At 65.6% G+C, this 23,802-nt stretch carries 23 protein-coding genes; 14 read left to right on the plus strand and 9 right to left on the minus strand.

Annotated features, from left to right (window positions below; translation table 11 throughout):
* Nucleotides 1-91 precede the first annotated feature (91 nt).
* The gene (locus AC07YR_RS15070; protein WP_028271406.1) at nucleotides 92-328 is read left to right on the plus strand and encodes a hypothetical protein; all 237 of its coding nucleotides are present in this window, start codon (nucleotides 92-94) and stop codon (nucleotides 326-328) included.
* Between the two features lie 5 nt (nucleotides 329-333).
* On the opposite strand, the gene AC07YR_RS15075 is transcribed toward AC07YR_RS15070, so the two are convergent.
* Genes AC07YR_RS15075 through AC07YR_RS15085 form a run of 3 tightly spaced genes read right to left on the minus strand, consistent with a single transcriptional unit; the run spans nucleotide 334 to nucleotide 2,024 of the window.
* Complete coding sequence (locus tag AC07YR_RS15075; RefSeq protein WP_436059172.1) at nucleotides 334-621, minus strand: MoaD/ThiS family protein; 288 nt, start codon at nucleotides 619-621, stop codon at nucleotides 334-336.
* 9 nt (nucleotides 622-630) lie between these two features.
* Nucleotides 631-1,764 carry a WD40/YVTN/BNR-like repeat-containing protein gene (locus AC07YR_RS15080; protein ID WP_494734453.1) on the minus strand — a complete coding sequence of 378 codons (1,134 nt, stop codon included), beginning with the start codon at nucleotides 1,762-1,764 and terminating at the stop codon, nucleotides 631-633.
* A 59-nt stretch (nucleotides 1,765-1,823) separates the two neighbouring features.
* A complete protein-coding gene (locus AC07YR_RS15085) occupies nucleotides 1,824-2,024 on the minus strand; it encodes a hypothetical protein (RefSeq protein WP_055802996.1) in 201 nt (66 codons plus the stop codon).
* A 218-nt stretch (nucleotides 2,025-2,242) separates the two neighbouring features.
* Between AC07YR_RS15085 and AC07YR_RS15090 the strand changes: the two genes are divergently transcribed.
* From AC07YR_RS15090 to AC07YR_RS15125, 8 genes are all read left to right on the plus strand, one after another.
* Complete coding sequence (locus AC07YR_RS15090; protein WP_494734454.1) at nucleotides 2,243-4,573, plus strand: CHAT domain-containing protein; 2,331 nt, start codon at nucleotides 2,243-2,245, stop codon at nucleotides 4,571-4,573.
* A complete protein-coding gene (locus tag AC07YR_RS15095) occupies nucleotides 4,570-4,929 on the plus strand; it encodes a CU044_2847 family protein (RefSeq protein WP_436059175.1) in 360 nt (119 codons plus the stop codon). Before AC07YR_RS15090 ends, AC07YR_RS15095 begins: the two co-directional genes overlap by 4 nt.
* A gap of 80 nt (nucleotides 4,930-5,009) precedes the next feature.
* Nucleotides 5,010-5,516, plus strand: coding sequence for a universal stress protein (locus AC07YR_RS15100; protein WP_436059176.1), 507 nt, complete (start codon nucleotides 5,010-5,012; stop codon nucleotides 5,514-5,516).
* Complete coding sequence (locus AC07YR_RS15105) at nucleotides 5,513-6,046, plus strand: DinB family protein (protein WP_436059177.1); 534 nt, start codon at nucleotides 5,513-5,515, stop codon at nucleotides 6,044-6,046. Before AC07YR_RS15100 ends, AC07YR_RS15105 begins: the two co-directional genes overlap by 4 nt.
* Before the next feature lie 225 nt (nucleotides 6,047-6,271).
* On the plus strand, nucleotides 6,272-7,471 hold the full coding sequence (locus AC07YR_RS15110) for an MFS transporter (protein WP_436059178.1): 1,200 nt from the start codon (nucleotides 6,272-6,274) through the stop codon (nucleotides 7,469-7,471).
* A gap of 68 nt (nucleotides 7,472-7,539) precedes the next feature.
* On the plus strand, nucleotides 7,540-7,884 hold the full coding sequence (locus AC07YR_RS15115) for a metal-sensitive transcriptional regulator (protein ID WP_055803009.1): 345 nt from the start codon (nucleotides 7,540-7,542) through the stop codon (nucleotides 7,882-7,884).
* Nucleotides 7,885-7,978: 94 nt separating this feature from the next.
* Entirely contained in the window at nucleotides 7,979-8,209 is a 231-nt protein-coding gene (locus AC07YR_RS15120; RefSeq protein WP_055803021.1) for a heavy-metal-associated domain-containing protein, read from the plus strand.
* A gap of 73 nt (nucleotides 8,210-8,282) precedes the next feature.
* Nucleotides 8,283-10,655: a heavy metal translocating P-type ATPase gene (locus AC07YR_RS15125; protein WP_494734455.1), complete on the plus strand. Its 2,373-nt coding sequence runs from the start codon at nucleotides 8,283-8,285 to the stop codon at nucleotides 10,653-10,655.
* Between the two features lie 9 nt (nucleotides 10,656-10,664).
* Here the strand turns inward: AC07YR_RS15125 and AC07YR_RS15130 are convergent, their stop codons facing one another.
* Nucleotides 10,665-10,937 (minus strand): DUF2277 domain-containing protein, encoded by a 273-nt coding sequence (locus tag AC07YR_RS15130; RefSeq protein ID WP_055803013.1) that lies wholly within the window; start codon nucleotides 10,935-10,937, stop codon nucleotides 10,665-10,667.
* 230 nt (nucleotides 10,938-11,167) lie between these two features.
* On the opposite strand from AC07YR_RS15130, the gene AC07YR_RS15135 reads away from it, so the two are divergent.
* Complete coding sequence (locus AC07YR_RS15135) at nucleotides 11,168-11,431, plus strand: hypothetical protein (protein WP_055798718.1); 264 nt, start codon at nucleotides 11,168-11,170, stop codon at nucleotides 11,429-11,431.
* A gap of 139 nt (nucleotides 11,432-11,570) precedes the next feature.
* Here AC07YR_RS15135 and AC07YR_RS15140 read toward each other — a convergent pair whose 3' ends face one another.
* Nucleotides 11,571-12,533, minus strand: a complete 963-nt coding sequence (locus tag AC07YR_RS15140) for an EamA family transporter (RefSeq protein ID WP_055802776.1) — start codon at nucleotides 12,531-12,533, stop codon at nucleotides 11,571-11,573.
* 158 nt (nucleotides 12,534-12,691) lie between these two features.
* Here AC07YR_RS15140 and AC07YR_RS15145 point away from each other — a divergent pair, with 158 nt between their 5' ends.
* Nucleotides 12,692-13,234, plus strand: a complete 543-nt coding sequence (locus AC07YR_RS15145; RefSeq protein WP_055802718.1) for a CGNR zinc finger domain-containing protein — start codon at nucleotides 12,692-12,694, stop codon at nucleotides 13,232-13,234.
* Between the two features lie 67 nt (nucleotides 13,235-13,301).
* On the opposite strand, the gene AC07YR_RS15150 is transcribed toward AC07YR_RS15145, so the two are convergent.
* The 3 genes from AC07YR_RS15150 to AC07YR_RS15160 form a co-directional block, all read right to left on the minus strand.
* Nucleotides 13,302-13,676: a hypothetical protein gene (locus AC07YR_RS15150; RefSeq protein WP_494734456.1), complete on the minus strand. Its 375-nt coding sequence runs from the start codon at nucleotides 13,674-13,676 to the stop codon at nucleotides 13,302-13,304.
* An 82-nt stretch (nucleotides 13,677-13,758) separates the two neighbouring features.
* Nucleotides 13,759-14,355: a hypothetical protein gene (locus AC07YR_RS15155; RefSeq protein WP_494734457.1), complete on the minus strand. Its 597-nt coding sequence runs from the start codon at nucleotides 14,353-14,355 to the stop codon at nucleotides 13,759-13,761.
* An 82-nt stretch (nucleotides 14,356-14,437) separates the two neighbouring features.
* Nucleotides 14,438-15,787 carry an MATE family efflux transporter gene (locus AC07YR_RS15160; protein WP_494734458.1) on the minus strand — a complete coding sequence of 450 codons (1,350 nt, stop codon included), beginning with the start codon at nucleotides 15,785-15,787 and terminating at the stop codon, nucleotides 14,438-14,440.
* Between the two features lie 148 nt (nucleotides 15,788-15,935).
* Between AC07YR_RS15160 and AC07YR_RS15165 the strand changes: the two genes are divergently transcribed.
* Nucleotides 15,936-16,370 carry a DoxX family protein gene (locus AC07YR_RS15165; protein ID WP_055802779.1) on the plus strand — a complete coding sequence of 145 codons (435 nt, stop codon included), beginning with the start codon at nucleotides 15,936-15,938 and terminating at the stop codon, nucleotides 16,368-16,370.
* Nucleotides 16,371-16,477: 107 nt separating this feature from the next.
* Here AC07YR_RS15165 and aztD read toward each other — a convergent pair whose 3' ends face one another.
* Entirely contained in the window at nucleotides 16,478-17,752 is a 1,275-nt protein-coding gene (aztD, locus tag AC07YR_RS15170) for a zinc metallochaperone AztD (RefSeq protein WP_494734459.1), read from the minus strand.
* A 638-nt stretch (nucleotides 17,753-18,390) separates the two neighbouring features.
* Between aztD and AC07YR_RS15175 the strand changes: the two genes are divergently transcribed.
* On the plus strand, nucleotides 18,391-22,692 hold the full coding sequence (locus AC07YR_RS15175; RefSeq protein ID WP_494734460.1) for a rhamnogalacturonan lyase family protein: 4,302 nt from the start codon (nucleotides 18,391-18,393) through the stop codon (nucleotides 22,690-22,692).
* 106 nt (nucleotides 22,693-22,798) lie between these two features.
* On the plus strand, nucleotides 22,799-23,800 hold the full coding sequence (locus tag AC07YR_RS15180) for an acyl-CoA thioesterase (protein ID WP_494734461.1): 1,002 nt from the start codon (nucleotides 22,799-22,801) through the stop codon (nucleotides 23,798-23,800).
* Nucleotides 23,801-23,802 lie beyond the last annotated feature (2 nt).

Raw genomic sequence — 23,802 nt, forward strand, 5'->3', positions numbered from 1 at the left:
GCATGAAACGCGGCGGCAACAATGGCGCAGGAAACTGGATGTGCCGGCAATTGCAGGCACCAGCACAAGCTCCAGCTCAGGAGGCCCCGCCATGTTGAAGGAAGCCAAAACCCATGTAACCCGTGTTCGCGCCCTGGACCAGTTGCACCGCGGTGACGAGATTGAAGCCCGCCTGTCCGTGGGCCCCAGCTATGACGACGTGGTGATCCGCCGGGGTCGCGTGCAGGAAACTGCGCCGGGCATCGGCGTCGTGTGGATCATGGACCGTCAGACCGGGATGCGCAAGGCGATCAATACGGATGAATGCAGCGTTTGGCGAGTAGCCTGAGCCCTTCAGCCGCCCGCCACGGACTGGATGATCACCACTTCCTGGCCGGCAGCCACTTCAGTTTCCAGTCCCCTCAAGCGCCGGACCTCGTCCCCGTTCACGTAAATATTCACGTAGCGGCGGAGGGCACCGGTTTCATCCCTCAACCGCCTCGCAAGGACCGGATAATCCCCGGCCAGCGAGTCCAGCAGGAACCCCACAGTCACCGCCCCGTCGGCGGGCGTAGTCAGGATGGACTGCCCGCCGGCGAGCGGCTGGAGGATGCTGGGAAGCACCACGCTGATGTCAGCCACAACGGACCTTTAAGCGGGTACCGGAGCGCCAGGCACCAGGGCCGCGGACACCACGGCCGCGCGGACACACAGGACGTCCGGCAGATGTGACGCCACTTCGGTGAAGTGCTCGCCCTCGTCCGGGCTGGCGTAGACCGAGCCACCGCGCGTTCCGAAGTACACCCCGGCCGGTTCCGCAGTATCCACCGAGGCAGCGTCACGGAGCACCGCGTTGTATTCGCCCTGCGGCAGCCCGGAATCCAGGCGCTTCCAGGTCTTCCCCGCATCGTCCGTCCGGTGCACGGCCAGCTTCGCGTCCGGCGGGATGCGTTCGCCGTCGGCTTTGAGCGGGACCACCCACGCGGTCCCTGGCCGCCGGGGATGCGTCAGCATCACAAAACCAAAATCAGCCGGAAGGCCTTCCGCAATCGACTCCCAGTTCTCGCCGTTGTCATCGGTGCGGTACACGCCATGGTGGTTCTGTGCGTAAAGGCGGCCCTCGACGGCGGCATCCGCCGCGATCTTGTGCACGCACTGGCCGAACTCGGGGTTCGGATCCGGCATGAAGTACGCCGAAATGCCCTTGTTCCGGGGTTCCCATGAGGTACCGCCGTCGAGCGAACGGTACACACCGCCCGTACTCATCGCGACGTGCACGTTGTTCCCGGAGGGATTGACCACGATAGAGTGCGCGGCCGCGCCGCCGTACCCGGCGCCCCATTCGCTGCGGTGCGGATGGTCCCAGAGCCCGCGGTTGAGCTCGAAGTGTTCGCCGCCGTCAGTCGATTTCCATACGGAAATGGGTTCGGCGCCAGCCCAGACCACACCCGGACGGGCGTCGGCGTCCGGGTAGATCTGCCAGATGCGCTCCACCGCGGCGTCAGTGCCCTCCGGGAACTTGATGGCACCCTGCTCCGGCTCGGTCCAGGTGGCACCGAGGTCGTCCGAATGCGCAACGGTGGGTCCCCAGTGCTCGGAGCGGACACCCACCATGATCCGGGTACGCCCGTTGCGGGTGTCAATGCCGATGCTGGGGACTTCGCTCATCAGAAAATGCGGGCCGGACATGGACCATGTCTGCCGGTCCTGGCTGGTCGCCAGCCATAGCCCTTTTTTGGTTCCGATCGCTAGGACATAACTCTCTTCGGTGGCCATGCACCCCATGCAACCACTCCCGCCCGGAGGCTGCAATGGTTTTGGCGCGGCATTATCCGCCCGGGCGGTCAGTCCACGAATTCAGACTGCGTCTCGATGAAGTCCCAATCCGCATTCGTGAGGACTCCGGTTGCGGTGTCAGGGTGCGGGCCGCCGGCCTCGGCAATCCCTTGCAGCACAGGCAACGGCAATTCCTCCGTCCGCAGGTTCTCGCGCAGCCATTCCTTGCTGGCCAGGTCCAGATCAAGCCACCACATGTAGATTTCCACCGCGGACCACCTCTCCCTATGCCTCAACGTTATTCCGCGGCAAAGGGGTGTACAAGGGCCCAACGGCCGTTGCACCCGCGTTCCCGGGCGCGCAGCCGGGCAGCCCTTGTGCAGGCACTTCCGCTGCGCCAATCTTGTCTTGTAGGGCTGTCCGGCACCGGAACGACCGGCGCCGAAAGTCCGCTGTGGGGACTCCGCACTGCGCTGAGAAGGTTGCCATGGACGGTGACATAGAACTCGAACTCGCATCAGGCTCCGAGCGGGGCGAGTACACCGTGCGCGTGGTTCAGGCGCCGGCCGGAGGAAACGCTTCAGGAGTGTTCAGGCTGGACGTGGACCGGATACTGGAACGCCGCGCCGAACTGGAGTCCACCGTCCTGGCCTCCGCCGTGTCCGCCCGGCGCACCACGCCGGTCGCCGAGCTTCCGGTCCGGGGAGTTGGCCAGGAACTGTTCCAGGCCCTGTTTACCCGCGAGGTCTACGGAACGTACCGGGCGAGCCTGGGCGCCGCGCAGCACAGCGGCCAGCAGTTGCGAGTGGTGTTGCGCCTCGCTGCTCCTGAACTGGCTGCGATGCCGTGGGAAATGTTGTTTGATCCGGAAACCGAAAGCTACCTGTGCCAGACGGAGCCATTGCTTCGCCATATTCCCGCACCGGACTACCACCTGAACCCGCTGGAAATCGTCCCTCCGCTGAGGATCCTTGGCCTTATTGCCTCCCCGCGCGACCTTCCGCTGCTCGACGTCGAAGCGGAACGCAACCACCTTGCTGCAGCCCTGGCGGGCCCGGTTTCCGAAGGCAGGATTGAACTCGTGTGGTCGCCGGGCGGCGCGTGGGACGAGATCCAGTCGATGCTGCTGGAAGGACCTTGGCACGTAGTCCACTTCATCGGCCACGGTGACTACGACGCCAGGAGCGATGAAGGCCGGATCGCCCTGGTGGGGGCCGACGGCCGGGCATCCATGGTGCGGGCCATCCGCCTGATGGCCCTGTTGAGCGTTGCCGTGCCCCGCCCGCGCCTGGTGGTCCTGAATTCCTGCTCCTCCGGAGAAACCGGCCGTGAGGATCTCTTCTCCGGCACAGCTTCCACCCTGGTCCGCAGCGGCATCAGTGCCGTAGCAGCGATGCAGTTCGCCATAAGCGACGGCGCCGCGATCGCCTTTGCACAGGGCTTCTATGCCGCGATCGCCAACGGCCGCGGCGTGGACGAGGCCGCCCGCGTGGGGCGGATCTCCGTCATGGGAAGCCCTGACGGAACCTTGGAATGGGTGACGCCTGCGCTCTACGTCAGGGGTGGCGACACCACGCTGTTCAACTTGAAGGCACCGGCCCGCCCAGCGGTAAAGGAAAGGGCTGCACCGGTGGAGCCGGCCGCGGGCACGTCCGCGAACAGCGCGGCCGGATCGGCGGAGCCGTCCAGTGGCCGGATCCGGCAGGCGGAACTCCGCGCGCTGTACGTGCAGGCCTGCGCCGAGCTGAGGACCAAGCATTATCCGGTGGCCATCGAGTTGTTCGATGACCTGCTGACCCTCGACGGAAGTTACCGCGATGCGGCGCTGCTTCGCGCTTCCGCTGCGCAGCACCTGGAACGTTCCGAGGCCTACCGCCACGCCAGGGAAGCCGAAGACGCCGGAGATTGGACGGCCGCTGCAGACGGTTACGCCGCAGTGCAGGACGATCCCGATTTCCCTGACGCCGCCGGCCGTGCCCGGGATTGCGCCAAACGGCAGCGGACAGCCGACCTGCAGGGTGAGCTCGAGTATCACGCAGGCAGCCGAAACTGGCAGGCCGCGGTGGACGTGGCGGCGGAATTGTATGCCCTGGATCCCGCTGCGTCCGATCCGGAAGGACTGGCGACGAAGGCGCGAAACGAACTGCGCCGCGAAAACGACGCTTTGCGGGCGGCGGAAAGGACAGCCCAGAGGACTGCGCGCCAGGCTGCACCGGCCCCGAGCAGCGCAGAAGGCCCTCCGCCGGAACCGCAGAGGAGGCCCACGACAGCTGCCCTGGATCCCCGGTTCCTTGCGGCCGGCGGGATTGTCCTGACCCTTGCCGGGGCACTCCTGGCGGTCTTCTTCGCCTACCTCAACTGGGTGGACATGGACTGGTGGTATTCCGGCGGGGAAGTCAGCGTGCGCTTTGTCTACGCACTCCTGGCGCCAGCGGGTTACTTCCTGCTCCTGCTCGCCGGCCTGCCGGATCGGACCGAAAGGGGGCGCGTGACGCTGGCCGTAGCGGCCGGAGCCGGTGCACTGCTGGGCGTGGTTGGCCTGGAAACGGACCTTCTATGGGCGGCAACGGCCGCCACCCTATTCCAAGCACTTTTCGGCGCATGGGCAGGCATTCTGGCCATCCGCGCTCCCAAAACACCGGCGTTGGCCGGCTGGCTTCTCCTGGTTTGCCTGGCCACGTTGCCGCTGATGTGGCTCCCCGGAGATGATCTCTCAGCCCGGGCGGTGGTGCTAACCGTGCAGAACGCAACGGTCGCCGTCGGCGGTTTGATCTTCCTGGGACTGGCCCTCAGACAGAATTGGAAGGACGAGAGATGACACGGTTGGTCGAATTTCCGACGAACGACGGCGGAACCGTGCTTCTGGAAGTTTCAGACAACACCGGCGGGCTGGTGACGCGCGGGGGCGGACAGAGCAGCGTTTTCGCGCGGGCACAGCAGACCTTTGAGCGCGCCCTCAGCAACATCCGGCCGGCGGTCCAAGGCGTCATCGATGAGCTCACCGGCCTTCCTGACAAACCCGACGAGGTGTCGGTCAAGTTCGGTCTGGACCTGCACGCCGAAGCCGGGGCATTCATTGCTGCGGCCAGCACCAGCTCAAACTTCACGGTAACGCTCACCTGGCGCCGCCCCAAACCGGCACGGGAGGCTCCGGACGGCGACGAACCCGACTAAGCGGCCCGCACCGGGAACCGTCCAGTGACCTGACTGACGGCCGCGCTGTTCAAGGGATGCCCTCAGGGTCACAATGGAGTATGTCTCCAGAGCGCTTCAGCGGACCGCCTCCCCTGGTGGTCGGCGTACTGCCTGGCCAGCACGCAGAAGTGCTGCAGTCGGCCACCGCCCTCGCAGAAAAGTTGGGCGTTCCTCTGCTATGCGCCTACGTCGACGAGGCGAGCTACCTCGTCGAGTGGGATCCGGCGCGGTCGGCGCACCGGCTGTCCCTGCATCCGGACAAGGACGACGCCGATGTCCGGACCGTAAGCGAAGAGCTCCGCGCCCTTGTGGGGGCTGCCTGCGGCGCGAAGCCGGTGGAGTGGACGCTGCGGATCCTGGCTGGGGACCCTGCCCGCGCCCTGGGCCGTGTGGCGGCGGAGGCGAATGCTTCCATGATCATCGTGGGAACGCCGGAGCGCGGACTGGGGCACCGCATCTCGGCAGCCCTCAACGGTTCTGTGGCCGCGTGGCTGACCCACCATCAGGACCGCCCCGTCCTGGTTGTACCGGCCCACATGGGCGCCCACCGGGACACACCCGAGTGAGTGCGGCTCCAGGCACTGTCCAGCACGGCTACGAGCGCAACGTCAGGGAACTTGAGCGATGGCTGGCCGCCGCGTCCGATTCCGACCTGCGCCGCCGCAGCTCGGGCACCCGCTGGACCAACGAGGAACTCCTGTTCCATATGGTTTTCGGCTACATGGTGGTGCAGGCCCTGCTGCCCCTGGTCCGCGTTTTGGGTGTCCTGCCGGCACCTTTCAGCCGCGGGTTTGCGCGGCTACTGAACGCCGGAACCGCACCGTTCGACGTCGTCAATTACCTGGGCTCCAAGGCTGCGGCCCGCGTGTTCAACCGTAAGCGGATGGCGGCGAAACTTCGGCGGGTCACGCGCTCCCTTGAGCGGCGGATGGGCCGTGAGTCGGACGCGGCGATGGCCCGGGGCATGTCCTTCCCTGACCGCTGGGACCCGTTCTTCACGCCGTGGATGTCGCTGGCAGATGTCTACGCCTACCCCATCGAGCACTTCGACTTCCATGCCACCCAGCTCAGCATGGGCCCCGGCGGGGTGTTGTGAATCCACGGCACTGTGAATAAACGGCGGGAAAAGGGGGACGAAAGACCCTGTGAAAATAAAGCGAAAGTAGTTATTCAGGGTGGTGGCGCTCACCGCTACGGCCAAGTAAGCTGATATTCGCAGGAAGAAGTTGAACCTGCCCCATAAGCTGCTCCGGAGTGCGTATCCCCCAATAACGCACTCCGGAGCTTTTTAATGTCCGGCGGCACTCCAGGAGCGAATTCGGTGACCACAGCGCCAATCCCCACAGCGACCGCTGCCGTCACCGCGCCGCTCTATGCTGCAGGCTTTGTTACTGCCTTCGGCGCGCACAGCATCGCAGCCGGAATGGGTGCCCACAGCGGTGATATCGGTCTTAGCCTGCTCAATCTGGGTATTCTTCTGGCCGTCTACGACCTTGCCGAGGTGGTGCTGAAACCGGTGTTCGGAGTCCTGAGTGACCGTATTGGAGCCAAGCCGGTGGTGGTGGCGGGGCTCTTCGCCTTTGCCCTGATGTCGCTGATAGGGCTGTGGGGTGCAAACCCCCTGATGCTCGGCCTCGCCCGGGTCGGCCAAGGTGCCGCCGCCTCTGCGTTTTCACCCGCGTCGTCAGCGATGGTGGCGCGGCTCGCGGGCCGCAACGCCGGAACGTATTTTGGCCGCTACGGTTCGTGGAAGAGCCTGGGCTACGTTGGCGGACCCCTGATCGGTGCTGCGCTGATCTTCCTCGGCGGCTTCGCCCTCCTCTTTGCCACGCTGGGCATCCTCGCGGCTGCCACAGCAGTGTGGGCCATGGTGGCGCTGCCGCGGCTGGACCCGTTGCCCCGGCCCCGGTACACGTTGCTGGACCTTGCCCGCCAAGTGACGCACCGCAGTTTCCTCGTCCCTACGCTCGTCCTGGCGGCAGCCACCGGAGCCTTGGGCACGGCAATTGGCTTCCTCCCCGCGCTGGCCACCGGGCACGGCCTGGATCCCGTGGCCGCGGTGGCCGCCGTCAGCCTGCTCGCACTCGCATCCGCTGCCACCCAGCCCTGGATCGGCCGCCTGCGTGATCGGGGCAGGATCCAGGACGGCCCCGGCATGACGGCTGGATTGTTGCTGACGTCGGCCGGAATCGCGTGCGTGGCGCTGCTTCCCGGGCCCGTCACCATCTTCGGCGCCGCGGCAGCAATTGGTGTGGGGATAGGCACGGCGACACCGCTGGGCTTCGCGCACTTGGCCGCCACCACACCGCCTGAGCGGCTGGGCCGGACCATGGGATCAGCCGAGCTGGGGCGGGAACTTGGCGACGCCGGCGGACCCCTCCTGGTGGGTGCCGTGGCCACAGCTTCCGCGCTGCCACTGGGACTCGGAGTACTCGCCGCGGCCGTCGCCGCCACATCCCTGCTCGGCATCGGCAGCGTTGGGCGCGGGACGCCTTCCCCCGAGCTCCCGGCGGAACGGTAACCGGCAATCACCACACATACCCCCAGGGGGTACTTGTATTATACCCCTGAGGGGTATAAGTTGGGGGTATGGACTCACCACAAGACGCTCCCCGGGCCGAGGACGCCGAGACTGCACCCCAGCACGGCTACACCTCGAACAAAGACGCATACCTGCGCCGGCTCAAACGCATCGAAGGCCAAGTGCGCGGAATTGCGCGGATGGTGGATGAGGACAAGTACTGCATCGACATCCTCACGCAGGTTGCCGCGGTGAACAAAGCCCTCCACGCTGTGAGCCTGGGCCTGGTCGAGGAGCACATCGGCCATTGTGTCGTCGGGGCCGCCTCTGAACCCGACCCGGCCCTCCGCGCGGAAACCATCGATTTCAAGGTCAAGGAGGCTACCGATGCCATCGGGCGCCTGCTGCGGTAGCGGCAACCCCACGCACCACACCATTCGGATGATTCAACCGAATCAATCCGGCAATATCGGCAACATCAGCAACGCCGAAGATCAGGAGCAAACCATGAGCCCCGTATCCACCATCGTGAACGTGTCCGGCATGACCTGCGGACACTGCATTTCCTCCGTGAGCGAGGAACTTGAAGCCCTGGAAGGCGTGGAAGCGGTCGACGTCGACCTCAACGCAGGTGGCATTTCCACCGTCACGATCACGTCCGAAAAGACGCTCTCCCGCTCCGAGATCGGAGAAGCGGTGGCTGAGGCCGGTTACCTGGTGGTGGCCAACGAAGCCTGAACCCGCCCGCCCGCCGCATTCCGGCACCGACCGCCGAGACCGGCACCACTGACACGCACAGGAAGGACACTCTGTGAGTAACGAGAAACTGCTGCACCAGCCGGGAAGCCGGGTGATTGAACTCGACATCGAAGGCATGACGTGCGCTTCGTGCGTGGGCCGGGTGGAACGGAAACTCGGAAAGCTCGAGGGCGTGGAAGCCTCGGTAAACCTGCCCCTGGAGTCGGCCCAGGTCACGGTTCCGGCGGGCATCACCGATGAACAGATCACGGCCACCGTGGAAGCGGCAGGCTACAAGGCCAAGGTCCGCCCTCCCCGCTACCCGAGCCATGTGGCCGGGGGCGATGCCGGAGGTATGCGGCAGCATGCGTCTAGCGGCGGAACGACCGAGCATGGAGAGCATGTCCCCGGTGGCGCCGCGGAAGGCGGCCACCTGGCGCACGGTGGCGCCGCCTCGCAACTCAAACCGCGGCTTATCGTGGCGGCAGTACTGACCGTTCCGGTGTTCGCGATTTCGATGCTTCCTTCATTCCAGTTCCCTGACTGGGGCTGGGTGGCGGGGGTTCTTGCCTTGCCGGTGGTCACGTGGGCGGCCTGGCCGTTCCACCGAGCCGCGGCCATCAACGCCCGGCACTTCGCCTCAACGATGGACACCTTGGTTTCCATCGGCGTTATTGCCGCGTACCTGTTCTCGGCCTGGCAGTTGCTGGCCGATCCCCGCATGACGGAACACCCCGGCATGGAGATGGGCACTGGCGGCCTCTACTTCGAGGTAGCCGCGGTGGTCACCACCTTCCTGCTGCTGGGCCGCTACCTTGAAGCCAACGCCAAGCAGAAGGCGGGCGACGCCCTGAAGGCGCTGCTGAATCTGGGCGCAAAGGACGCCACAGTCTTGTCCGGCGGCACGGAGCGAGGGATTCCCGCCGATCAGTTGGCGGTTGGCGACGTCATGGTGGTCCGTCCCGGGGAGAAGATTGCCACGGACGGTGTGGTGATCGACGGCGACTCGGCTGTGGACGCGTCCCTGGTCACGGGCGAGTCGGTGCCCGTCGAGGTGGGCCCGGACAGCTTTGTCATAGGCGCCACTATCAACACTTCCGGCCGCCTGCTGGTGCGCGCCACCCGGGTTGGCGCTGAAACCACGTTGGCCCAGATGGCCCGGCTGGTTTCCCAGGCGCAGACCGGCAAGGCTCCCATCGCCCGCCTCGCGGACCGCATCAGCGCGGTGTTCGTTCCGATTGTGCTGGCGATCGCCGTCGTTACTTTCGTGCTCTGGATCCTCGTCAGCGGCCCGGTGATTGACCCGGCCGAAATCCGTGCGGCATTCACCGCCGCCGTGGCGGTGCTGGTCATCGCCTGCCCCTGCGCCCTGGGACTGGCCACTCCGGTTGGCCTCCTCACCGGCACGGGCCGCGGCGCCCAGCTGGGGATTCTCATCAAGGGTCCGCAGGTCCTTGAAGACACCCGCACCGTGGACACCATCCTGCTGGACAAGACCGGCACCGTGACTACCGGACATCTTGCCGTGGACGGCGCCAGGGCCTTCGGCACGCACACCGACGCCGACGTGCTGCGCCTCGCCGGGGCGGTTGAGGCCGCTTCGGAGCACCCCATCGCCCACGCCATTGCGTCCGCTGCGCTGTCCGCTGAGCGCCGAAACGACGACGGCGGGCGGCTTCCCGCCGTCAAACAGTTCCGTTCCGCGCCGGGCGGCGGAGTTTCCGGACACGTCGCCGGCCGGTTCATCATCGCGGGACGGACGGGCTGGCTTCGGGAAAACGGCATAAGTGTCACCCCGGAACAGGAACAGGCGCTCCAAGCCGCCGAAGAATCCGGTGCCACCGCGATCTGGGTTGCCGTGGACGCCGAGCCAGCAGGCATCGTGTCGCTGCGGGACACCATCAAGCCGGGTTCGGCTGTCGCGATTTCGCGGCTGAAGCAGCTTGGCCTCCGGCCGATCCTGCTGACCGGGGACAACGCCGCGGTGGCCGCGCAGGTGGCCGCCGCCGTCGGCATTGCGCCGGAAGACGTGTTCGCAGGTGTACTGCCGGAGGGCAAGGTGGACGCTGTTCGGAAACTGCAGGCCGGCGGCGCAACGGTAGCCATGGCCGGCGACGGCGTGAATGACGCAGCAGGCCTGGCCCAGGCCGATCTTGGCATCGCCATGGGGTCGGGCACCGATGTGGCCATCGAGGCCGCGGACCTGACCGTAATGGGCAACGACCTGGGGCAGGTGGCTCAGGCCATCGAGCTGTCCCGGCGCACGCTGGCCACCATCAAGACCAATCTGTTCTGGGCCTTCTTCTACAACGCTGTCGGAATTCCGGTGGCCGCGCTCGGGTTGCTGAATCCCATGATCGCAGGCGCTGCCATGGCCGCGAGTTCGGTGCTGGTAGTGGCCAACTCGCTGCGGCTGCGCAGCTTCGGCAAGCCCGCTTCCAACTAGCTGAACGGCCTAAGCGGCGCCGAACCGGACGGCCGCCTTGGCCCGGGCCTTGGCTGCCTCCTCGTCCCGGTCCTTGGCCGGAGCGTGCGTCACCAGCGAATCGAGCAGGTGCTGGGTGGCATGGGCGATCTCATGCACGGCGCGGGTGAACGCCTCCTCGTTGGCTTTCGACGGCTTGGTGCTGCCGCTGATTTTGCGCACGTACTGCAGCGCAGCGGCTTCCACCTCGGCCGTCGTGGCATGGGGCTCAAAATTATGCAGGGTCCGAATGTTGCGGCACATAATCCCATGCTAGGCTCTGGACCGCCTGGGATCGAGGCCCGAAGCCCGTCCGGTCACCGACACCCTGCACCTTTCCTGCTGTGCTTACAAGGCAGGGCTGCATGGGGAGCGGTGCCCATCGACGGAGCGTCGGGCCGCGGGATAGTTTCTAGGTAATGGATCTTCCGGATGAGCCGGGGGCCGCTGGGGATGCCGATCGGATCGGGTCCGTTGACTGAAGGAGAAAACTAATGGCTATTTGGGGTGCAGACATTGTTCAGCTCAAGGCGCTCGGAACCAAGCTTCAGGCTGGTTCGTCGGAGATCGAGAAGACCAAGTCGCAGCTGACGAAGGCTCTTAACGGCACGGACTGGAAGGGCCCGGATGCGGAGAAGTTCCGCAGCGAATGGTCCGGTTCGCACGTAACGGCCCTGGCCAAGGTGGCCCAGGCGCTGGAGGAAGCCGGCAAGCAGGCAACCAAGAACGCCGCCCAGCAGGAAGAGGCTTCCCGCTAGGAACGCCGCCTTCCCGCCAGGGACGGACTTCGAGAAAACCACCGTTTCTTGCCGGATGCCCCGGACGCAACAAAGCGTCCGGGGCATCCGCGTTTTAAGGCACCCACGGCGTGGGGGGTGACGGACTCGTAGTGGCTGACTACGGGACGGGTTCGACGTCGTTAGCGTGGTCCAGCGGCGTCGGCACCGACGCCGCCGGGGCGCCGGCACCACGAAGCTCGTCCACCCGGACCAGAACCACGCCGCCCACAATCAGCACCCCGCCGAGCAACTGGACGGGACCGGGCAGTTCACCGAGCAGGAGCCACGCCCAGATGACGGCGAAGAGCACCTCGGTGAGCGACACAAAGGAAGCCACTTTTGAACCGAGCGCGCGGGCGGCAATAATTCCGGAAACGTACGCGAGCACCGTGGCCAGCACAATCAGTCCGCCCAGCGACACCCACCACGGAGTGACCCACGGCCCCAGTTTGGTGTCAGCGGTGCTGAACGCCATGGGTAGAAGGCCCGTGGCTGCGGCCAGCCACATCACCGCGGCGCCCACCATCAGGCCGCCGGACGCCAGGACAATCGGCGGCAGGGTGTCATTTTCCTTGGCGGTGATGAAGAAGTAGATCGCCAAGCAGACCGCGGCGGCGATTCCCCACAGGACGCCCACGAAATCGATCTTCACTGCACCTGTCAGATCCAGCACCAGAATGAGTCCGCCGAGCGAAAGCAACGTTCCGGCGATGGTGAGCGGTCGGGGACGCCTGCGGCTCGCGGCCCAGAGCCAGAGGACGATGATCACCGGGGCCAGGTACTCCAGAAGCAGCGCAACTCCTACGGAGAGGCGTTCGACGGCGTTGAAATAGAAGAGCTGGCAGGCCGCGACACCGATGAGACCGAAGAGCAGGATGGTCAGCCAGTTGTCCTTCAATTGGCTCCAGCGGCCGCGCAAGGCAGGGATAGCCGGGATGGCGAGGATTATTGCCGCACCGGTGAGTCGGGCAGTCACCGCCGCACCGGGAGTCCAGCCGGTTTCGAGCAGGGATTTGGCGAATGATCCGGAAAGGCCGAAGACCGCCGAGGAAAACAGCGCCACGCCGAGCCCCGACGCCATGAAGCCTGCAGCGGACCGGCGGGCGACGCCCTGCCGGGAAGCGGCGCCCTGGACGGACGCTTCGGCGCGTTTGCTTACGGCAGGCACGGCTGCCTCCTGTCAGGAGTAAAGTGGGGTAATGGTCATGACATTACGCCCGGACCCTGTAAGGAGTCAAGATGGTTTTTGCCCCTGACACTGAAGTTGCCCTCCGCACTGTGGTGGGGCTGATCAACAGCGCGGCAAACGGTGAGGAGCATCTTGCCACCATGGCGGACCTGGACCGTTTTCTCACGACGGAAGGCTTCTCGGGCGCAAGATCGCGGGACGCGGCCGAACTGGCCAGCGTCCACAAACTACGGAGCCAGCTCACCGAACTGTGGACCATGGATGAGGACTCCGCCGTCGATACGGTGAACCGCCTGCTCCGGGACGCAAATGCGCTTCCGCAGCTGATCAAGCACGACGAATGGGACTGGCACCTTCATGCCACCACGCGGGAGGCTCCGCTGGCGGACAGAATGGGAACCGAGGCTGCCATGGCACTCGTGGATGTGATCCGAAGCAAGGAAATGGACCGGATGCTGGTGTGCGCTGCAGAGGATTGTGACGCCGTGGTGCTGGACCTTAGCCGGAACCGGTCCAAGCGGTATTGCGACACCGGAAACTGCGCAAACCGGGCCCATGTGGCCGCTTACCGCGCCCGTAAAGCCGCCTCATAGCGGTGTCCTGCAGAAGTTTGGCGCGGGCGAAGCCTGCAGGGGAAGCCGGAGAACCAGTCCGGAGGACCTAGTGGGCGTCGCCGGGCGCCGAATCCGGTGCGTCGGGACGCTGGGCTTCCGGGCGCGCTGCTTCCGGGCGCGCCGAATATCCGCCGTGCGAGGAGGACCTCTTGGAACTCAGATTGACGCCGGACCCCTTGCCCAGGTGGTCCGCATTTTCCTTGTGGCTCATCGAGAGCATCGCCGCGATGACCAGCGTCACGATGAACGCAATTCCGGCCCCCGTCAGGGCGAGGTCGAAGCGGGGCGCGCGGGAGCTGCCGCCGGAGGCAAAAATCAGCACGGCAAAAAAGGCCAGGACAGCCCAGAATGCGGAGAACATGAGGGGTCCCTTGACCGAGGTCCGCAGCTTGCGCGGTTCTCCTGGTTTCCGTTGTGCCAAGGTGTTTCCTCCCATGCAGCGCGGCCGGGGCCGGGCAGCTTAAGTAAAGCCATTGTTCTACACGAAGTAGAACCGTTCCCTACTAGTTTACGGCCTCGCTGGAAACGGGCCGCGCATCGTGCCGCAGGGTCAGGGCGGCCAGGACCCAGAGGACGCCGGAAATGATCGCCCCGCCGCCGGCCACGCCCAGCAGGGCGTGCGCTCCGAGGCTTATGAAGAAGGGCAGGGCCACGGCGGTTCCCAGGCCGATGACACCCGATGCCAGCCAGTCGCGCGCGAGGACACTGCGGCCGCGGAAAAGCATTCCCAGGTAAAGTTCCGCTGCCCCCAGCAGTCCCAGGCCCAGTGCCGCCAGGACACCGAATACCAGTTCACTGCCCAGGAACACCACAGCCACACCGGCTCCAGTCATGACGGCCCCGGCTGCGGCCATGACCTTGCCGGCAGGCATTTTGGCGTCAAGGCCGAATTTTCCGATTCCGCGAAGCAGGGTCACGCCCACGGCGAGCAGGTATAGTCCGCCCGCCCAGCCCATTTCAGATGCCGACGGCGACGCCCAGAAGACCGTCACCGCGCCGAAAGCAAGGGCGACGACGGCCCTGGTGAGCACCGGTTTCCACAGGTCCGCGGCGGGAGCGGTCAACGGGGCGGGATCGGCAGGGGATGCTGGGAGGGTCACGGGTCCAGTTTAGTGCGCAGGGGATTCGACGCGAACCGGGCCGAAGGCAGGCCGACCAGACCAGCGGCCCGGGCCCGACCCCCTAGGGCGAACCAAGGACCATCCACCGGTCCGTCCCGGCCCGCAGGCCAAGTGTCACCGCGCGGGCAGACATGTAGCCCAGCGAAAAGGCCACCCACAGCCATGTGAGCCCCATGGCGCCGTCGACGCCGGAAAGCCGGACAGCGGCCAGCAGGGGCAGATACACCGCGAGGTTTACGACGCCGGCGATCGCCAGGTACTTGGCGTCGCCGGCGCCGATGAGGACGCCGTCCAGCACAAACACATAGCCAGCCACGGGCTGCCCGGCCGCCAGCACCCACAGGGCGAGCGTCAGGGCGCCTTGGACGCCGGCGTCGGACGTGAACAAGGCGCCCGCCCACGGGGCCGCAACGGCAAGCAACGCTCCGGTGACTACCCCGAATCCCGCACCCCAGCGGATCATGGTCCGGGTCAACTCACGGACCGTGGCGGGATTGGCCGCCCCCAGTTCTTTGCCGATCAGGGCCTGGGCGGCGATGGCCAAAGCGTCCAGGGCGAATGCCAGGAAGGTGAAGATAGTCATGGCCAATTGATGGGCCGCCAGGTTCACCGGCCCCTGGGCCGTCACCACCAGCACGGTTGCCAGGATCGCAATCCGCAGGCTCAGCGTGCGGAGCATGAGCCAGGAGCCCACCTTGGTCATAGAGCGCACGCCGTGCCAGTCCGGGCGGAGCGAAACTCCGTGGTCGCGCGCATTTCGCCGGACGATCACCAGATACACCAGGGCCATGGCCCACTGGGCAATGCTGGTGCCCACGGCCGAGCCGGTCACGGACCAGCCCATGCCGTAAACCAGTGCCAGATTGAGGACGATGTTCAGGCTGAACCCCACCGAGGCCACGGCCAGCGGGGTCCGCGTGTCCTGGAGGCCGCGCAGCACGCCGGTGCCGGCGAAGATCAAAAGCATGGCCACGAGCCCCGGCATGGACCAGCGGAGATAGTCGACGGCGAACTGGCGGACATCGCCGGCGGCGCCCATCAGATCGACCAGAAGCTCGGCGCCGGCGAAACCTGCCGCCGCGAGCACCAGCCCCAGGCCCAGTGCCAGCCAGACGCCGTCCCGGCCGGCCGCGAGGGCTTTGGCAAGGTTGCCCTCGCCGATGGCCCGGGCCACCTCCGGGGTAGTGGAGTAAGCGAGGAACACCATGAGGCCCACGGCTGTGTGGAGTACCGCGGAAGCCAGCCCCACGCCGGCGAGCTGGGAAACGCCGAGGTGGCCGACTATGGCCGAGTCCGCGAGCAGGAAGAGCGGTTCTGCGATGAGTGCGCCAAATGCCGGAACGGCGAGGCGGAGGATTTCCCGGGAGTTCCTGCCGGGCACAACAATCCGGGCGGCGCGTGATTCTGGCACGGAGCCAGCCTAACCGGAGAGAACCGTCACATGCCGCCACAAATAGTTGACTCTTCAAGTATTTGAATGGCAAAGTTAATCATTGAAACAACAACTGCGCTGCTCCCGAAGCGCAGTGACGTCCCACGATCTGAAATGGCGAATCCTCATGAACCAGTCCACACTGACCACCACCGCACTCACGGTCCTCCGCGTCATTGCCGGCTTCCTGTTCGCAGCCCACGGCTGGCAGAAGTTCAACGAGTGGACCATTGCCGGCACGCAGGCCGCGTTTACCAAGATGGGCATCCCGGCGGCCGAACTGGCAGCACCGGCAGTAGCCACCCTTGAGCTTGTTGGTGGCATCGCCCTCATCCTCGGCGTGCTGACCCGCGTCTTCGCGCTGCTGCTCGCCCTGGACATGCTCGGCGCCCTGTTCCTGGTGCACGCCTCCGCAGGCGTCTTCGCTGCCACCGGCGGCTACGAACTGGTACTGCTGCTGGCAGCGGGTGCCCTGGCCATTGCCCTGACCGGCGCCGGCAAGGTGGCCGTGGACCGGGCATTGTTCGGCCGCAGCAACTCAAAGCTGAGCGTCCTCGCCTAAAGCGGACACAAAACCAAGCAATACCCCGTGCAGCGCCGGGCCGGTCACCTCAGTGGCCGGCCCGGCGTCGTCAGATGCGGGACTGCTAGTATTACCGGCTGGGAATATTAGCCGGAAACTCCGGTCAGTTCGTTGGGTACGTGCGGGAGATCAGCGGATTTGGTCACCTTGCCGGATGCAAGATCCACTGCGTGGATAGCACTGCTTGCGGGCTCGGTGACGTAGGCAGTGGACCCTTGCACAAACAGCGTAGGGCGCGGGTCCTGCCATGTTTCAGACTCCTCCCAGGCCGCAACCACGGGAATATTCGACGTGATGTTTCCGGTCAGCGGGTCGATGATCCGCAGGGAGCCGTCGGTTCCCAGAATCAGGGCCTCGCCTGAGGGACCCCTCCCCAGCGACCGGAACGAATAGCTTGTGCCGAGTTCGACGAGCTGCAGCGCCGCCGTCTCAGTGTTCACAAGGGAGACCCGCGTAGGCCGTTCAAGCGTCGCATCCTTGTCCACTTTGTAGTCGCCCAGGACGACTGGCGATTCGGGCGAACCGGCCTGGTTGCCCATTCTTCCGTACGCATCGGGGCTGGGCACTTTGCTAATCCGGCCGCCCCGGTAGATAAGCATGCCGTCTTCGCAGCCCACCACCACGGCATCCGGCCCGGCCACCGCCTCGCCGTGCACACCCGGGCAGTCTTCATTGCGCACCAGCTCCGCCCGGTTTTGGCCGGATCCTGCAGCCAGCACGGCAATTCCCCGCCGGGACTCGTCGTCACCGAGGGTAATTAGCAGCTTTCCTTCCTCCAGCGGCACGGCCACGCCATGGTGGGCTTCCGGCGCGGTGTAGACGTCACTCTCCGGAAGCGCCGCCGCTTCCGCCCCCAGTCCGGAAGGCTCGAAAACTTCAACCTGCCCGGAACCGTCGCTGAACAGCGCGGTCCTGCCAGCATGGAAGACTGCGTGGCCGGACTGGCTGGCTTGGAACTCAACGCCCGTCAGTGCAGGCTGGGCAGCGTAGGAGTGCCCGTGATCGCCATGTTTTTCGGTCCACACTCCGGCATCAAAGACCTTGAACGCGCTTCCGGTGGAGACCAGGACATGCCGGCCGTCCCCCGCGGGGTTGAGCCTGTTGAAGCCCTCAAGATCCGCCTCCCCCACCACCGCCAGCGAGGCGGCGTCGAGCACCGTGATGCCGCCGGCGTGGGTCAGCACCAGCCTGGGGGCGGGCCCCTGGATTTCCTGGGCTGCACGGGACGATGCGGCCGGCTGCCCGGTAGGCTGCGGGGCAGTTGCCGCAAGCGGGGCGTCACCGCTACGCCCGGAATCGGCAGCGCAGCCGCTCAGCATGAGCGCAGTCGCGGCGATTACCGCTACCCCTGACAGGCCCATCGGGGTTGCCTTCAGGTCGGAGCTCCGATACTGCTTCAGGCAGCGAGCGGAGGGTTTCAGGCAACGGAAAGCTTTATCACGAATCTTCATAAGCTAAATGATAGTGATTCTCATTAGCTTGGCAAGCCGTGGCGACCCGGCCAACGACCCATATGACCAAGTTGTGACATCGCATAACAAAATCTCACAGAAATGAAACAAAATCCTTGACCTTTGAAACGATCCACTGATAAACCTGTTCCGTACACCACGGATATACAGGCCTAGCCATGATGTAACTTCAGTAACACCGAACAACCAGCCTGGGCTACCTCGCAGCCCTATGGCGGGTTGCGTGGATCAGGCAGCGGGTGTCCAAAGTCGGCCACCCCGACCCGCCAACGATTCACCCGACTCCCCGCTTCGCGCCCGCCATGCCACGCACGCAGTGATTGAAACGATACAAACTTGCCCGCTGTGGTCCTTGGTTCCACAGCTCATCAAAGGAGATGTTCGTGAGTTATCCCCCTCAAAGACGCACTCGGCAGGACAGCGGTCCCGGTGACCCGCCAAAATCCGGGACTGGTAACGTCTGCGCCTCCGGCGTAAACCGGCCCTCCGGCGTCCGGTTTCCTGGCGCAAAGGCAGTCGCGGCAGCAGTGACCGCCGCGGCGGTGGCCTTCACCGGCCTGCCCGCCGTGCACGCTGAAACCCCCCTCCCGCCAGCCGGTTCGGGCTTCCGCTTCGACTTCGGCCCGGGCGCTACCGCCGACGGCTACACCCAGGTGAATGCCTCCCAGGCGTACAGCGCCGCGGCGCAGTTCGGCTTTACCGACACCACGCTGACGTCCGGCGAAGACCGCGGCACGGCCGACCCGCTGCGGTCCGACTTCGTCCAGGCGCAGGGCGGCAGTTTCCTCGTGGACCTCCCCAACGGGGACTACACAGTCAAGCTCATCGCAGGCGACGCCGTCGCTGCCACCAACATCGCGATCACCGCGGAGAAGATCGCAAAGGTCCAGCTCACGGACAAGCCCGCAGGCCAGTATCTGGAAATGGAATTCCCCATCTCGCTCGTGGACGGCCAGCTGAATCTTGATTTCAGCGGCACCGCGGCCAAGATCAACTCCCTGGTCATCGCAGCCCGCGCGCCGCGATCCGCCACGGCGGATCCCGCCGTCTACCTCGCCGGCGATTCCACCGTCCAGACCTACGACGCCGGTTACATCCCGCAGGCCGGCTGGGGGCAGATGATCGACCGCTACTTTGATGAGAAAGTCTCCTTTTTCAACCACGCGATCGGCGGACGCAGCTCCAAGAACTTCATCAGCCAGGGACGGCTGGACGAGATCCTCCGCGTCATCAACCCCGGCGACTACCTGATGGTGCAGTTCGGCCACAACGACGCCACCGTGGGCGTCGATGACCGGTACGCCTCCCCCGCCGACTACAAGGAATACCTGCGCACCTACGTCAACGGGACCCGCCAGCGCGGAGCCACCCCGGTGCTCGTCACCCCGGTGGGACGGCGTGATTTCGATGAGGCCACCGGGAAATTCAACGTCAGCTTCCCCGAGTACGTTGACAAGATGAAGGAACTGGCCGCCGAAGAGAACGTGGCGCTGGTGGATCTGTCGGCGCTGAGCCGGGCGTACTTTGACGAAATCGGCCCCGAAGACACCAAGTCGGTCTTCCTCCACGTCGATGCCGGGGTCTACCCCAACCGGCCCACCGGAACCGTGGACAACACCCACTTCCAGGAGTACGGCGCCATCCAGATGGCCCGCCTGCTGGCGGGCGGCGTCAAGCAGCTCAACATCCCGCTGGCCGCACGCGCCAAGGAGATTGTCCCGCCGTCGGCCGTTCCTGCAAGGCCCCAGGGACTGGTGACCGGCAGCATCTCCAATGCCGGCGCGCTATTGAAATGGCAGCCCACCGAGGGCGCGGACATCTACAAGGTGTACCGGAAGCTGTCGTCCGAAGAGGACAGCGCCTACAAGCTGGCCACCACGGCAACCGTCCCCACAACAAACCTGGCTGGCCTTGCTGAAGGCACCGCCTACAGCGTGCGGATCGCAGCCATGAACGGCAAAGGCCTTTCCGAACCCAGCGATGCCCTGTCCCTGACCACCAAGGAAGCCAAGTACAAGTTCGATTTCGGCCCTGTGGGTGCACCCGTTGAGGCCGGCTTCACCGAGGTCAACCGCACCATGGCGTACAGCAAGGAACGCGGTTTCGGCTTCAAGGACCCCTCCGTCCTCAGCGACCGGGACCGCGGCGCCGTCACCACCAACCTTCTTCGCGACTTCGTGCTCAGCGGCTCCAGTTTCGAATTCGAGCTGGACGTGCCCAACGGCACCTACGCGCTGAAGACCTACCACAGCGACTGGATCGGCTCCACCCGGACGGACGTCGCGGTAGAAGGCAAGGGCTACGGCCAGGTCTCCTCCGGCAAAGCCTCCTCGGCGGAAAAGATCATCAACCAGGTCCTGGTGACCGACGGCCAGCTCAACGTCACCATCAGCGGTTCCGGCCAGCGGCTCAACGGCTTGGAAGTCACGCCCCTCCTGGTGGGCCCCACCAACCTGCGCACCACCGCCGTGGACGCCGCGGCGGACCCGGCGGCGGTGGAACTCGCCTGGGACGCCGTAGCCGACGCCGCCAGCTACAAGGTGTTCCGGCAGGCAAACGTCGAGGCGCAGCCGCAGCTTGTTGCTGAACACATCACGGAAACGACCACCTTCAAGGACACCACGGCCTTCGCAGGGCTGCCCTACAAGTACCAGGTCATTGCAGTGGATAACACCGGCCTCGAGTCAGTGCCGTCCAATACCGTGGAGGTATCCCTCACGGACCCGAGCACGCCGGTTCCCGCGGCACCTTCCAAGGTGGACGTCAAGGGAATCGAGAAGAGCAGTGTCAGCCTTAAGTGGCAGGAAGTCGGCGGCGCATCCGCCTACCACGTGTACCGCTCGACGTCGGCAGACGGCACCTTCTCCTACGCCGGGCGTGCCACCGAGGTGACGTTCACGGACACCACGGTGCTGACCACCATCAAGTACTACTACCGCGTCACCGCCATCAACAAGGGCGGGGAATCAGCAGCGTCGCCGGTGATCGGCACTGACAGGGTCACTGTAGTGAACCGGCAGGTGGAGAAGCTGGACCGCGCCCCCGTGGCCCTGCTCACCGAAGAAGGCGTCCGCGTGGGCTGGCGCATGCTGGGCCTGGATCCCGAACAGATCGGCTTCCATGTCATCCGCGACGGCGTACAGCTCACCGTGGATCCGATCAGGAACAGCACGTCCTACCTCGATGCCAGCGGAACGGCCTCGTCCAAATACGTGATCAAGGCCGTGGGTGCCGGCGCAGACCAGCTGACGGCCGAGTTCACGCCGATGTCCCGCAACTACCTGGCGATCAAGCTCGACAAGCCGGCGGACGACTACACAAAAGACGGCCAGCCCTACAGCTACTCCGCCGGCGATGCGAGCGTGGCCGACGTCGACGGCGACGGCACGTACGAAATCATCCAGATGTGGTCCCCGTCCAATTCCAAGGACAACTCGCAGTCCGGTTACACCGGCACAGTCTACGTTGACGCCTACAGGATGGACGGCACCAAGCTCTGGCGCATCAACATGGGCCCGAACATCCGTGCCGGCGCCCACTACACCCAGCTGCTCGCGTACGACTTCGACGGCGACGGGAAGGCCGAAATCGCCATGAAGACGGCGGACGGCACCCGAGACGCGGCCGGGACGGTGATCGGCAACCCGAACGCCGACTACCGGACCAGCAGCGGCTACGTCCTCACCGGCGACGAGTTCCTCACCGTCTTCCACGGCCAGACGGGCACCATCATGGACACCGTGAAGTACGACCCGCCGCGCGGCGACGTGGCGGCCTGGGGCGACGGCTACGGCAACCGCGTGGACCGCTTCCTCGGAGCAGTGGCCTATCTGGACGGCGAACACCCGTCCATGATGTTCAGCCGCGGGTACTACACCCGTGCCGTGCTGGCGACCTACGACCTCGTGGCAGGCAAGATCGTCAAGCGCTGGGTCTTCGACTCCGACGTGTCCGGCACGCAATACCGCGGGCAGGGCAACCACAACCTCTCCGTGGCGGACGTGGACGCAGACGGCAAGGACGAGTTCATCTTCGGGTCCATGACGATCGATGACAACGGCCAGCCGCTGTACACCACCGGTCTGGGCCACGGCGACGCGATCCACACCAGCGACCTCGATCCGTCGCGGCCGGGACTGGAGACCTTCGCGGTGCACGAGGACATGGGCTCCAGCGGGAACCGCGGAGCGACGTTCCGGGATTCCCGGACCGGTGAGGTGCTGTGGAGCATTCCGGCGGTCAAGGACACCGGGCGCGGCGCGGCCGGTGACATTGATCCCCGCTATGCGGGGGCCGAAGGCTGGGCAATCGGCGGCACCGCGGCATGGAACTCGCCCGTGGGCCAGCTGATGTCAGCCAAGGGCGAGCTGATCGCGGAGAAGATCCCGGCAGCCAACTTCCTGGCGTGGTGGGACGGAGACCTGCTGCGCGAAATCGTTGACCACGATTTCGACGACGCCACATACCGCGGGGTACCGACCATCAGTAAGTGGAACTGGAACACCGAGTCCAGCGACAGGCTTCTGACGGCCGCGGGCGCCAAATCCAATAACGGCACCAAGGGCACGCCTGCCATCCAGGCCGACCTCCTGGGTGACTGGCGCGAGGAGATCGCCTGGCCGTCGTCGGACAGCACGGAACTGCGGATCTACACCACCACAGCTTCCACCGACGTCCGCCTGCGGACCCTGATGCACGATTCCGTGTACCGCCTCTCGGTGGCCCGCGAGAACATCTCGTACAACCAGCCGCCGCACCCGGGTTTCTTCATCGGTGAGGGCATGGAGATGCCGTCCCAACCGGACATCGTGTACACCGGGGCCCGCTAAGGACTCCGCCCCCGCGACGGACGCCGCCCCACCCCACATGGCGGGTGGGGCGGCGTTTGTGTCATCCGGACCCGTTAGTAGGCCGGGTCGTCAGTAAACTCTCAGCATGAGCGAGTCTGCCGCCAATTCAGTGACCCTCCGCTTCCTTGCGGCCCCCATGGACGTCGGCCACAGCGGTTCCGTGGACGCCGGAACCGTTCTTGAGTGGGTGGATAAGGCGGCCTATGCCGCAGCAGTCGGCTGGGCAAAGTCATACTGCGTCACGGCCTACGTGGGCAATATCCACTTCGCCGATCCGGTCAACAGCGGCGACATGGTGGAAGTCACCGCCACGATCGTCTATACCGGGCGGTCTTCAATGCACATCCGCACGGTCGTGTCCTCGGGCGACCCCAAGGGCGGCCCGGCCACCATGCGCAGCCAGTGCATGGTGATTTTTGTGGCCGTGGGTCCGGACGGGAAACCGGTGCCCGTCCCGCAGTTCGAGCCTTCCACTCCGGACGAGATCGAGCAGCGCGACCACGCCCTTGCCCGGATCAAGGTCCGCGAAGACATTGTCCAGGCGATGAACGCGCAGGAATATACGGACGCCGGCACCGCCGAACGGGTTGTCCTCCGGTTCGTGGCCGCCCCCACGGACGTGAACTGGGGCGGCAAGGTGCACGGCGGCATCGTGATGAAGTGGATCGACGAGGCCGCCTATGTGTGCGCGTCGCGGTACTCCGGCAAGGACACCGTCGCGGTGTTCTCCGGCGGGGTGCGTTTCTACCGGCCGCTGTTGATCGGCCACGTGGTGGAGGTGGAGGCACGGCTCGTGTACACCGGCACAAAGGGCATGCATATTGCCGTCCACGTCCGGTCCGGGGATCCGAAGGGCCGGGAGATGAATCTGACCACCTACTGCCTGGCAGTCATGGTGGCTAGGGACGCGTCCGGGAACTCGGTGCCGATTCCGCCATGGGTTCCGGTTTCGGAAGAGGACAAGCGCCTGCACGCCCATGCCAGGGAACTGCTGGAGATCCGAGGCCGGGCGCCGGGAAACCGGCTACCCAACCACCTGCTGACTGCTGGCGGGGCGCCGGCAAGCGGGGCGCGGGAGACCTCGTAGCC

The sequence above is a fragment of the Arthrobacter sp. GW460-12-1-14-TSB2 genome (assembly GCF_059423525.1).